General features: G+C 38.4%; 9 protein-coding genes. 3 read left to right on the top strand and 6 right to left on the bottom strand.

The window, feature by feature from the left end:
- Positions 1–306 precede the first annotated feature (306 nt).
- From AC2CZC_RS23515 to AC2CZC_RS23490, 6 genes are all read right to left on the bottom strand, one after another.
- Entirely contained in the window at positions 307–465 is a 159-nt protein-coding gene (locus AC2CZC_RS23515) for a hypothetical protein (protein ID WP_211037473.1), read from the bottom strand.
- Positions 466–952: 487 nt separating this feature from the next.
- Positions 953–2,140 (bottom strand): response regulator, encoded by a 1,188-nt coding sequence (locus AC2CZC_RS23510; protein WP_484585682.1) that lies wholly within the window; start codon positions 2,138–2,140, stop codon positions 953–955.
- A complete protein-coding gene (locus AC2CZC_RS23505) occupies positions 2,130–2,483 on the bottom strand; it encodes an Hpt domain-containing protein (protein WP_484585681.1) in 354 nt (117 codons plus the stop codon). The genes AC2CZC_RS23510 and AC2CZC_RS23505 overlap by 11 nt, the downstream gene beginning before the upstream one ends.
- The gene (locus AC2CZC_RS23500; protein ID WP_484585680.1) at positions 2,467–5,106 is read right to left on the bottom strand and encodes an ATP-binding protein; all 2,640 of its coding nucleotides are present in this window, start codon (positions 5,104–5,106) and stop codon (positions 2,467–2,469) included. The genes AC2CZC_RS23505 and AC2CZC_RS23500 overlap by 17 nt, the downstream gene beginning before the upstream one ends.
- Positions 5,107–5,316: 210 nt before the next feature.
- On the bottom strand, positions 5,317–7,815 hold the full coding sequence (locus tag AC2CZC_RS23495) for a GH92 family glycosyl hydrolase (RefSeq protein WP_484585679.1): 2,499 nt from the start codon (positions 7,813–7,815) through the stop codon (positions 5,317–5,319).
- A 318-nt stretch (positions 7,816–8,133) separates the two neighbouring features.
- Entirely contained in the window at positions 8,134–8,505 is a 372-nt protein-coding gene (locus tag AC2CZC_RS23490) for a hypothetical protein (protein ID WP_484585678.1), read from the bottom strand.
- Between the two features lie 669 nt (positions 8,506–9,174).
- On the opposite strand from AC2CZC_RS23490, the gene AC2CZC_RS23485 reads away from it, so the two are divergent.
- The 3 genes from AC2CZC_RS23485 (at position 9,175) to AC2CZC_RS23475 (ending at position 13,217) form a co-directional block, all read left to right on the top strand.
- Positions 9,175–9,849 (top strand): response regulator transcription factor, encoded by a 675-nt coding sequence (locus AC2CZC_RS23485; RefSeq protein WP_484585677.1) that lies wholly within the window; start codon positions 9,175–9,177, stop codon positions 9,847–9,849.
- The gene (locus AC2CZC_RS23480; RefSeq protein ID WP_484585676.1) at positions 9,842–11,230 is read left to right on the top strand and encodes a sensor histidine kinase; all 1,389 of its coding nucleotides are present in this window, start codon (positions 9,842–9,844) and stop codon (positions 11,228–11,230) included. The genes AC2CZC_RS23485 and AC2CZC_RS23480 overlap by 8 nt, the downstream gene beginning before the upstream one ends.
- Positions 11,231–11,330: 100 nt before the next feature.
- A complete protein-coding gene (locus AC2CZC_RS23475) occupies positions 11,331–13,217 on the top strand; it encodes a DUF1800 domain-containing protein (RefSeq protein WP_484585675.1) in 1,887 nt (628 codons plus the stop codon).
- Positions 13,218–13,222 lie beyond the last annotated feature (5 nt).

Raw genomic sequence — 13,222 nt, 5'->3', positions numbered from 1 at the left:
GGTCAAATAATGTATTAAATACAGCTTATTAATGTGGACTGATGAAATGAAGCGATCTATCTATGACTTATTTTTATTGTCGCTAATGTGATTTTATGTGTGTGACGAGCTTGATGATAAGTTTAGCTAAGGAGTATTGTCGCGATGTCTTAAGTTTGGTTTAAATGACTGAAAGCCTGACATTTTTAATAAAGAGATAACTTGATCAAAGTAGTTAGCTATGGATTGAAGGTAGGTTGATAACAGTTAAGTCATTAGTGACTTTAAATGGGAGACGCAGTGTCTCCCTTGAACGCTAAATATTTTTTAGCACTGGCAAGCCCAGTATCTATTGCCTGTTTCAGATTCACGCGGTGGGCAACGAAGCGTGTAACCTGCACCAGCTACATTTGGTGTTGCGTTTGCGTCTAGGTTTTTATCTTTACTTAACTGCTTTAGTTGTTGCTTTTTAATTGCAAGTTTCATTGTCTATTTCCTTATCTAAAATAGTTGTTTAGCCATATATACAGCTTACATAATCAAAGCTTGTTGCAAGCCTGTTAATATTAATAGCATTGCTTTGTAACTTATTACAAGAAGATAAATGAATAAAATTCAATCGTAAATTGTACGTTTATAAGTATTAGGTTGGGCTTGTTTTTTTAATACTTTGATTTTAATTCTTATTTTATATTTTATTTCTTTTAGGGCGCTGAATTATTTTTATAAAAATCTTTTTAAATTTTGCTGTCTCAGGTCTTACTCCGCCGTTGGAAATAAGAAAGTAGATTATTTATTAGACTTTCGTAGCTCGCTTTTGGTTGATGAGTCACTTAATCGTTAAGAAACGTAGGTAAGCACATTGAAGAATAAAAGGCTAGCCACTGGCTCTGCGCCGCAAAGTCTATTGTATAAAATCCTTCAACGATTTATGCTTTCAAAATCAGCTAGTCTTTAGCTGTCATGACCTTTTCTAAAGCTGATGTCCGATGGCCTTATTCACAACTGCTAAAATCTCTTGCTTGGTTGACGGCTTCAGAATATATCCATCTAATCCATGTTCAGCCCACTTCTTTACCAGTTGCTTGTTTTTATTGCCTGTTAGTGCGATTACTGGCGTTTTTATGTTTTTTCCGACATTCCTAATATGTTTGGTGGTATTTAGCCCGTCCAAATTGGGTAAGAATAGGTCCATGACTATCAAGTCATATTGTGTAAGTTTGATTTTTTTTATTGCTGCTAGTCCATCATCCACTTGTTCAATTTCGTAGCCAACATTACTCAAAACGTCGCTTATCATTTCTCGGTATATATGATTGTCCTCAACTAATAAAATTGATTGTTGAGTACTTGAGTCGTTGTTTAGAAAGTTATTACTTGTTGCCAGTTCATTTTGGATGGACTGTCTTGACTGTAAGGGCTGTTGCAATTGATTTATCAGTTGCGAGTTCAAATTTTGAGACTGTTTAAGTCCGTCAACTAAGCCCATGAGTTTTTCTGATATTGAAGACTCAAGGGCATGTAAAAGTGGCTGTATATGAGACTCATTAAGCTCCGACATCAGTTGTTTATGCATACTGTCGGGTAATTGAGACAGGATATTTTGATTGATTGAATTGACCTCTTCTTTATGTTTATTAATTTCATCCACAAGAGACGTTTTGTAACCTAAGCCAGTTTCTATCAGATCGTTTAACTCTTCGTTTTGGTTCTGAACAATGATGTCTAATGACTCAATATATGTATCTGAATTTGTAAATTGCTTGAGTCCATCGTAGACAATCAGTTGTAATCTAAATTTTTCGTAAAGTGGTTGGTACACAAAATAGCTATCAAATAGGTTTTTTAAACAGCATTTAAAAGCAACTCCGGATTCTTTATTACTGCAAAGCAAAACACTATAGTGGTTCTTAATCAGTCTATTTTCTTTAATTAACAAATTATATAAGCAGATACTTTTTTTAACGTCAGATAGCGCAAATAAAAGTACTTTCGGCGCTAGCTGCTGTATATCATCTAAAGCTGTTTTTCTGACTATTAAGCACCTAAAGTCATCTGTTTGCTCTGCAATGAGTTCAGATACACCCTGCACATCGTCTTCTCTATGGGCCAACAGTAAAACCGATGGGTGTCTTTTAGCCATCCGGTTGTTACTTGTCATGGCTCAACTCCTTTTTAATTGCCCCAAACTCGCCATTTAATTTGATAATAACTTGTTTAATCGCAGGTTTGTTCTGATCTAAGCTATAGCTCTCAATAGTTTCAAGAAAATACGCACAACGTTCTGCGCCAACTGCTCGAGCCGACGTTTTAAGATAATGTGCTTGGTTTTTTAGTTCATTAAAGTCACTGATATTAAAAGACTTAACTATTCCTTTTAATACAACAGACGCTTGTTTTAAAAACTCTACGTGAAACTTGGTAATCTTAGCCGGTTCATCGCCAACCAATTCAATAATGGTATTTCGATTTAATGTTTTTAATTCATTAAGCTGAGTGTTCATACCAACGCTCCATAATAGATTTTATGTCGTTTAGTCGGATGGGTTTACATAAAAAGTCATTCATACCTATCGAAGTGCATAAGTCTCTTTCTCCCTGCATCACGGCCCCAGTTACGGCGATTATTGGGATTGGTGGCTGATCTGTTTTTGCTTCTTCGGTTCTGATCTGTTTAGTCATTTCATACCCGTCAACTTTAGGCATATGACAGTCGGTTAAGATGAGCTTATAAGTTCCACCATGCCAAAAGTTAAACCCTTCAGCGCCATTGTTGGCAACATCACAAGATAAACCCAATTTAGCTAATTGGCTCTTTATTAGCTTTTGATTGAAAGGGTTGTCTTCTACTAAGAGAATGTCATGTATGTCGTATTCTACTATCGACTGATTATCTTCCTCATTTACAGAGGTCTCGATAGAGTCATCAGTATCAAAATCTAAGGAAAATTCTTCAATCTGAAGCTGGTCTTGTTGCTGGGCATTAATTTGCTTTTCTAATAGTTTGAGTGTGATAGGTTGATTAGAAAATACTGCTAAAAATGGGGCCGATAACGCGATAAGCTCAACAAGTGAACGGTCAGAGTAAACAATAACTTTATTAATCGTTGAAAGCGTCTCGATATGGCCTATAAACATGTCTAAATCGTTTGTTAGTACAACGTTATGAGGTATGTCTGAACTAGATATTACCTGATGGTTTTCTAGACTTATTATGTTCACTTCGAAAGCAGATTGAAGTAGTGACAGTATATGCTGGTTTTTATGAGATAGCCTACCAATCGGGTAACAATTAAGTGCACTTTTATTTTCGGCATTAGTCTTTGTAAGCTCAAGCCAAAAAGGCGCCGTAACCGTAAATTTACTGCCGACGCCAAGCTTACTTTCTACACAAATTTTACCCCCCATTAGATCGATAAGTTTGCCACAAATTGAAAGTCCTAAGCCTGTACCCCCAAACTTTCTCGTGGTTGATTTCTCTGCTTGAGTGAATGGCGTGAATAGTTTCTGTAAAGTGTCATTACTCATGCCAACACCTGTATCAGACACACACACACAGACTTCACTCTGGTATATATTAAGTTTATTGATATGCGTCTCGACAGTAATTTTCTTGATTGGCACTGAGTCACAATGAGTGAACTTGACAGCGTTACTCAAAATATTGAGTAAAATCTGCAAAAATCTGCTTTCATCGCCTTTTAAAATTAAGGATTCTGTAGGTGATTCAAATATATTTAGTTCAATGCCTTTTTCTTTTGCTGTGGCACTGAAAGTGTTCACTAGGTTTGCTACCAAAGAAGGTAAATTAAATTTGACGGTTTCGAGCTCAAGTTTACCGGCCTCAATTTTATTTAAATCCAGTAAGTCATTTAAAATGGTAATTAAGTGGTTTGCAGAAGTCGACGCTGTTTCGACTAAGTCTTGAGGCTCACTAGAAAGTGGGCAGTGAGAGAGCAAATCTAAAGCGCCAATAATGCCATTGAGTGGCGTTCGTAACTCATGGCTTATCATGGATAAAAATTCAGATTTTATTCGATTTGCTTGCTCAGCTTTTTGAAGCGTATTATGTAACTCAGCTGTTCTATCATTCACCCGAGTTTCTAGCTCTGAATTCAATTTTTTAAGTGCTAATTGTGTTGTGTGAATTTCAGTTTGGTCGACACAAACGCCGTCTATACGACAATATTCACCTTTATAGTTTTTACCTACGCGGCCTTGGGCGAAGACGTAAATAACTTCACCGCTTTTGAGAATGCTTCGGTAGTGTTGCTTAAATTCAACACCCGTGCGCAGGCTGTCTTCAAGGGCAGCTTGAACTCGAGGCTTGTCTTCTGGGTGGAGCAATTCAACCCACTTATTTAAATCCCCTATGTCCTCTGGAGAAAGTTTGAAAATGGTGTTTGCCAGCATATCCCATTTCCAAAGCCACTGATTTCCTGACTTTGTGGCACGCCAGGTGCCAATTTTTCCTGCTTCTATTGCTAGCTGTTTGCTTTCATCAGCATCGTTTAGAGCAATGACAGTTGTTTTCTCAACGGTACAGTCTTGTAAGGTACCATTGATCCATTGCCCGCTTGATTTATGAATGCAACTTCCTTTTAGCCCAAACCAAGACTGTTGACCTGATAGCTTAAGCCTAAACTCGAATTGTAATGGCACACCAAATTGCACATGGTTTTCGAAGAAAAGTGGAAATAATGCCCGATCATCATAGTGTACAAGTGATAGTAATTTACGCCATGTTAGATTAATGTTTGGGTTAATCCCCAGTATTCGCTTTGAAATATCAGAAAGGTAAATCGTCTTTGTTTCGATGTTGTAGCGCCATATCCCAATACTTGAACTGCTGATAGCATCCATTAAAAAATCTAAATGTTCAGTATTGGTTTTTTGATCTTGAAGCAAAAAGCAATAGCCATCCTGACAGTCATAACAATTCAAAATAAAGCGATCAGATTGATATGAGCCAATTGACAGATCATCTGTTATGGATTCAATTTCGAATAGTTCCCTAAGGTTCAAATCTGTAAATTTCTTTTTATTTAGTAGTTCAGCTGCGGCTTGGCTTACAAATCTAATTTGCAAGTTGAGATCAGTAATTATGTGAGGAGTGTTACTGTCCATGCTGTCCTTGCCACTTACACGCTATCATCGTTAGTTTTAAATATAGCAGCAATCCAATACATGGCAGCTTTATGTTAGCCAATGTAAGAATTCTTATTCTTTCAGGCTAATTAAAGAAGTAGACTAATAATAGCTAATTAGCTTTAGTTATTTTTGTATGGTTGAAAAGAGGCAGCTAGTTACTGCCTCTGAAGGGGAACTATGTCGTTATTAACCTTTTGAAGGAGAGTAACTTGGTGGTCTATTCTCCATAGCCTGACCAAAGCTTTTATTAGGTACGTCGCTCAGTGTAAAGTCTAATGTGATTGGCTTATTTATGTACGCCTCGTCAATCCAGCTATTTAAGCTAGGTTTACCATTCACACGTAGCGAGTTGATGTAGATATTATCGTTTGATGCTTCTGGCGCACGAATGGTTAAATTACCAATTTTTGCAGATGTAAACTGTGGGCTTGATAACACTAAATCTGCACGGCCAGGGTATTTTGGATAAATACCTAAACTACTAAATACATACCAAGATGACATTTGACCCAAATCGTCTTGCCCAGGGATCCCATCTGGTGCATCAAGCCATAATTGCTTCATTGTCTCGCGGACAGTTTGCTGTGTTTTATATGCATTGCCCGTATGAAGGTACATCCAAGGTGACAAAATAGATGGTTGGTTTGATACATCTGCATATTCAGCTGAATCACGATATAGCACCCAAGTTCCGTCTGGCTTTTTGAAGTGTGCATCTAGCCTTTGACTCATAGCGGTTTCACCGCCGAGTATTTGGGCAAGCCCTGCTCCGTCGTGTGGTATCATCCATAAATACTGAGCTGGACTGCCTTCAACGAATAGGTGACCCGAGAATGCGTCAAATTCATTTTTCCAGCTACCGTCTTGATTACGACCTTGAATATATCCAAATGTATCAGTGGCATTTGGGTTATAAATGTTTCTCCAATAACCGGCTTCGTTAACAAATCTTTTCGCGTCATCTTTGTTACCTAAACGCTCAGCCAGTTGTGATAAAGAGAAGTAACTCGACGTTTGCTCTAGTGTTTCCGATGCACCTTCCCAGCTATTTGATTGATCAGAAATGTAACCAATTTCTTGCCATTGATCTAAAGAAGGCTTTTGACCACGGCAGAATACTGGACAACCTACATCTGACAAGTCGTATTCAGTAGGTGCTACCGCTGCTTTTCTAAGTGAATTATATGCACCGTTTATATCAAAGTCTTTGGCACCAAAGGCAACAAAATTTGCAATGGCAATTGTTGATGGGTCACCACTCATTACGCCAGTCGGCCCAGCATTGTGTGTCCAGCGATCCCAAATCCCATTAAATTGATTAGCTTGATTGTATAGTGATTGTGCAATATCACTGCCTCTGGTTTGGTCTAGTAAGGTGACAAGCTGAAGTTGCGAGCGATATACGTCCCATCCAGAAAAGTTCGCATATTGTGCCGTTTGGTTGGTACTTATACTATGTACCTTTTGGTCAAAGCCCATGTATTCGCCGTTTACATCAGAAAATACATTTGGATGGAATAAGCTGTGGTAAAGCGCTGTGTAAAATACTCTTAATTTGCTTGAGTCCTGTGACTCAACTTTAACTTTTGATAGCTCATTTTCCCAAGCAGTTTGTGAGTTAGCTTTTAGTTGAGAGAATGTCTGTTTCCCCTGCTCTTTCGCTAGGTTTTCTCTGGCATTGTCCAAGCTAACGTAGGAGATCCCCACGCGCATTTGTACTGTATCACCGTTGTTAATCCCAAGATCTACCCATACACCAGAGCCTTTACCAATGTCTGGCCAACCAGTATCTCCATAGCCCATCCCGCCTTTTGACGAATCAGCACCTTGCTTGACTTGACCATCTTTCCAGGCACCTGAGCCAGTGATTGGTTTATCAAGCTTCGCAACAAAATGCAGTGTGTAGTAATCTCGTTGATTATACTCGCCAAGGTAACCACAAAAATTACCTGATGTAACATAACCTGTGATTTCACCGCGTTCGGCGTCTACTTTTGCATAAGCATCACCACTACCAAGCTGCGAATAGGCTGTTCTAAACAGCAGTTTTGCATTTTCAGATTGCTCAAAAGTAAAGTTTGCGATGCCCGTTCGAGTCGTTGCCGCCAATTTGACATTAACGCCGTTATCAAGGCCTACTTGGTAATATCCCGGGATGGCTGTCTCATCGTCATGGCTAAATCCTGCGCTGTAATAAGCGTTGATTGGATCTGTTGCTGGCGAGAACGTAATATCTTTTGTGAATGGCATGACTGGAATGTCGCCTGAGGCACCTAGGCAGCCTGTTCCTGATAATCGAGTGAATGAAAACCCTTTCACGCGACTCGCTTGATAGTTATATCCGCCTGGTGAGACTGGTACTCGCTTTTTTTCCTCAAGTATTTTTTTTGAAATGCCTTCAGACTCTGCCATTAAGTCTTCGGTATACGCATGTTCTGGACCGAAATTAAACATACCAAAGGGAATGACTGCGCCGGGTGTTACGTTACCAGCTTGACGGTGATTATAAGGGCCCTTGGTACCTATTAATGGATCAACATAAGTAACGACATCAGTGACATAATTGGCTTGCTTTTCTTTTTCAGCTGAAATCTGTGACTCATTTTGCCCCGAACTGCACGCAGTAAGCACCGCTAAGCTGAGTGGTAAAAGGATATGATTTTTGCTTTTTTTAATATGATTCATGGTGAACTCTAATTTAGAACGTTCCAAAAAATTAATTTGATAAAAAATGAATTGCTTTAAAAGATGCCACCTTTTGATTGTAATGTAAAATTTCGATGCGTTAGTTTACGTTTTTTTAGCGATGATTTACATGACTCTTGTTTTTTAGCCCCTTTGTAACATAGGTAGATGCGCATACTAGTTAGGTAATCTTTATTACTTTGACTTTTTAAAGTCTTGATAGGAGTAATGTTAATTTTTAGCTTGTTATGTTTGGTTGTACCTAAGCGTATGCCTAGGTACATGGGTGTGAGTTGGGTGCTTAATTAATTTTAAAGTTTATAGACCCGTTTCGTAGTGTGCATTCGCAACATTGGTATCTTGCCACGTCCCATCAGTATACATAATGCGTGCCCACGCTCTATTTGGACCATAAGCAAATACAGTTACATCACAAGATTGGCCGCCACTGCATTTAGCAACACCATACCATTTAACTGACAGGATCTGTTTTGTTACATTTTTTAAGTAAAAACGCCCTCTAGTTGTATTGCCATGTGTCCTGTCATAGCCTTCACAATTTGGAGTGCCGGTTTTCCACATTGGCCCGCCATTTTTGGAGTAAACGGCGCAAACTAGTTCTGCAGAAAAAGCTGAACTTGCAAACATGGCCGCCGCTATTAACGTTAATGACCTTATTGTTTTTTTCATTTTTTATTTCCTTTTAACTAATTTTATAGCACGCCTTGCTTGGCGCTTTTTCATACTAGTGTCAGGGAAAATAACTGGTCAATATTGATTCTTAAAAGCCTTGAAAAAGTAACTTTACAGTTATATTTAAGTGTTAATAAATTGCGCTGACTAACATGTTTCAAATTATTGCCATTTATTGTTTTATATAGATTTTTGTACTTATTTGGCGATTTTAAATGACTAAACATGTTGGTTGTAATTTCAACTTAAATTCAGGATTTATATATAATAAAGTATTGTTTTATATTGTTATATTTATTCCTCAGGTCATGACCTGATGTAAAGCTGCGGATATTTTGACAGGCAGAATTAACCTTTTTCTTGTGCTTTACAATCTAAATTTTCTCCAGCAAGAATTATGTTACTTACCTGAGGTATATGGTCGTTTTGATTAATTGGAAGCCTATCATGTTAATGTTGCGTTTCCATGTTCGTTGTTAAGTTGTTATCAAATAACTTTTTAGACAAGGTACGCCATCTTACATGCTTACATTCCTCTCTATTTATGATCCGAACAGTTAGATTTGGACTCAAATCGCTTATTACATCTCAAACCCATACAAATTTGTATATTTTAAATGTAAGCCTTTGCGTTAAACTTAGCAAAAAGCATCAAAAGAATGATATATGAACATACTGATTGTTGAAGATGATTTGGATACTGCCGCTTTTATCGAAAAAGGGTTGCTGCAACACGGAGAACTTGTCAAACATGTTGCCACAGCCCAAGAAGGTATATTGGTGGCGTCTTCAACTGAGTTTGATGTAATTATATTCGATAGATTACTGCCAAATATGGATGGGCTAGATGCTGTTAAAGTACTTCGAGCGAGTGGCATTGCCACACCTATAATCATGCTTACCGCACTTGGTGATACAGTAGACAGGGTTGATGGCTTAAATGCTGGCGCAGATGACTATTTGGTAAAGCCGTTTGACTTTTCGGAGCTCTACGCAAGGCTTAAAGCCATAACTAGACGAAAGCCTATTTCTAAAGTGTCACTGTCATTAAGTTTGGGTGATTTAGTATTGGAGAGAACTAGCAGGAAAGTGATCAGAGCAGGCCGACAGATAGAGTTAAATACCAAAGAGTATCAAATTCTTGAATTTCTCATGCAAACGCCTGGTCAGTTGGTGACTAAAACCATGTTACTTGAAAAGGTTTGGGGATTTAGTTTTGATCCAAAAACTAGTTTGGTTCAAACGCATGTTAGTCGTCTGAGAAATAAAATTGATAAACCGTTTGGTTTTGAACTCATCAAAACTGTGCGTGGCTGCGGATACATTATCTCTGATGAATAGCTTACTCTCTAGAGCAATATTTTTAAGGTCATTACTTATTGGTATTATCAGTACAGCAGGTTTTATCACCCTTTTCTTCATTGTTTCATTATCTTACCTAGCTAACCTTTCTTCTGAACAGCAACATGAGTTAGTTGATTATATGGAAGAAGTTCAATCTTTGTATGACGATGATGGTCTTCAAAGTATGTTGGAGGAATTAGATTTAGAGTCAAAACCTATTTGGAACAAAAAGCAGAGTATTGAGAGGTTATTTGACCACGAAGCCATATTTTCTATTACTCAAGAAAATACGCTTTTGGTAGGTAGTGAGGTAGATATTCCCTTTGAAGCTAAACCCACTTGGAGTTATTTTGATTTCGATAATGGACATGAAATTAAGGTTTTAGTGTATTCAAAAGTTTTAGAGGATACATTGCTGCTAAAGGTTGCGCAGCCTAATAGTTATGAGACTGGACTCGCATCAGATGTGCTAGTTAATGTTGGCATGTTTAGCTCTTTTTTACTATTCATTTTTGCATTTTTAATGAGCTATTTTGCAAGTTTTCGAAGCCAGCTAACATTACTAGACATCAAAAAACAAATGCATGTTATTGCAAAGTCACCAGACTCGTCACGCCTATCCGTTGAAACTAAATCAGCAATGCTTAAGCAGCTTGCAAGTTGCACGAATGAAATGCTTGATAAGATAAGCGAATTGCATGGCACGACTAAGACGATGTCCACAGGCATCGCTCACGATTTGAAAACGCCTCTTTCAAGAGTTGTAAATCGCCTGCAAAGCATGCGTCAGGATATCGGTGATACCCAAGCGATTGAGTCACATATAAGTAAAGCCAGCCAAGATCTTAACGCCGTCATTTCTACATTTAATAACCTTGTTCGACTTAATGCTATTGAGTCAGGTAAACATAAACAGAACTTTGAACTATTTAATTTATCAGAGCTGGTTCACGATCTAGCGCTTAGTTACGATCCAGTTTTTGAAGATTCTGGGAGGAAGCTAAGTTACTCTACTGTTCATAACGTTATTTGCTTTGGCGACACTGATTTATTAAATCAACTACTCTGTAATTTGTTAGAAAATGCGCTTGAATATAGTAGCGCAGACGCGAATGTCTGGATCAGACTGCAAAGCCATACCAGTGGCGCATTACTGCAAGTTGGAGATGATGGACCTGGCATTCACTCAGATGACCAAGCACATGTGTTTGAGCGCTTTTTTCGCGCTGATGTAAGTAGGTCTAAACCGGGGAATGGCTTAGGCCTGAGTATCGTTAAAGCGATTTGTGATGTACATGATGCAAAATTGACTTTGCTACCAAATCAAACTGGCGCCGTGTTTAATATAGAAATACCGATTTCAAGATCATCATTGTGATCCATACAATTTTGTATGGTAAATGTATGTGCGTTGTAACACACAAATTTACTACTTACTCTAAACTTAGTCTAATCATGTAGTGAACATAGGCTAAGTTATGAATCGATATATAAAAATAAGAGCGTTATTTATTACTTTTATTATCATTTTCTTATCAGGTTGTGGTGGAAGTGGCTCTGAACAAAGCCCAACTACTAACAATCAAAGTCAACAAACAAACCAAGCAAATAGTAATAACTCAAATAATCCCACTGATGACAACAACGTTGTTGCAGAGCCAAATGATAATGATGATTCAACAGGCAATGATGATGTTGATCAAACCCCTACGCTAACGGACACAACGTTCTCTTCGCAAGCAAAGGTTTCAAGATTTTTGCAGCAAGCAACTTTTGGTGCTACGCCTACATTGTTATCTGAATTAGAAAACAAAAGTGCTTCAGAGTGGTTTTTAAGCCAGATCAAAGTGACACCGAGTTTGATTTTACCAAGTGTTGAAGCGCAAGCACCTAGTGATCCTGAAGAAGGTTTTAATCTGTTTTACATTGAGCAAACGAGTTTTGCATTTTGGAGAAATAGTATAGGTGCACCTGATCAGCTGAGACAGCGTGCTGCCTTTGCACTATCTGAAATCTTAGTTGTTTCAAATGTGGGTGGTGAAATCTTAACTGATGTCCCAGAAGCAGTTGCTGCCTACCAAGACATTCTTATAAATAATGCTTTTGGAAATTATAGAACGTTATTAGAACGTGTAACTTACTCTCCTGCAATGGGTCACTATTTGACTTATATGGGGAGTGAGAAAGGCAATGACGAAACGGGAAGAATGCCAGATGAAAATTATGCGCGAGAGCTACTTCAGCTATTTACATTAGGTGTTGTCGCGTTAAATAAAGATGGCAGTGAACAACTAGACTCAAATGGCAATACGATTGAACTTTATGATAATTCAGATATTACTGGTTTAGCGCGCGTTTTTACTGGTCTAAACTTAAATGAGGATGATCCTGAGGAGTTTTTAGGTAAACGGTTTAGTATGCCAATGGCTGTATTTGCAGATTCACATTCTGAAAAAGAAAAATCATTTTTGGGGCATACGATAGCAGCCGGTACAGATGCACCGACATCAATCTCTCAGGCGCTAGATCATATTTTCAATCATCAAAATTTAGCACCATTTGTTACTAAGCAGCTCATACAAAGATTGATCACATCTAATCCGAGCCCTGATTACGTTCAGCGTGTTGTGACGGCGTTTGAGTCAGGTAAATTTACTTTGCCGGATGGTCGTGAAGTTGGTGCTAACCAACGTGGAGATCTCAGTGCCACATTCGCTGCAATTCTATTTGATCAAGAAGCAAGAGTGCCTAACCCACAAACAGGTGGAAAAATTCGAGAACCTATTCTTAGATTTACGCAGTGGGCTCGGGCGTTTGAACTAACGAATATTACCCCTGAATTTGTGCCGCAATTGTGGGATACCAGCGCCAGCGCAGATCTTGCTCAGCATCCCTACCGATCTCCCAGTGTTTTTAATTTTTTTCGTCCTGGATATAAAGCACCGGGCAGTGTTACTGCTGCAAATGGCCTAGTTTCACCAGAGCTTCAGATAACCAATGCTAGTTCCATACCGGGATACATTAATTTCATGACGTATTTTATTACCGGCCAACAACAAGAAGCTGATCTTGAAGAACTTAAAGAAGAGTTTGATGAAATAGGAACCGATCTTAACTTAGACCAAGCATTATTAAGCTTTAAACCTAATTATGATCGATTGCTGAGTGTGGCAAATGATCCGACTGCCCTCATCGATCAACTTAATCTTCTTCTATGTGCGAACCAGTTAAGTGATCAAACAAAACAAAGTATTAGGCAAGTGATCGGCTCGATAGGTGAGGACGAAGAAGATGGCTTTCTTGATCGAGTACATTTGTCCATTTTAATGGTCATGTCATCTCCTGATTATCTCGTACAAAAATAGAGGGC

The organism is Pseudoalteromonas sp. MMG033, assembly GCF_057197785.1.
This window is presented reverse-complemented; position numbering and strand designations above follow the sequence as displayed.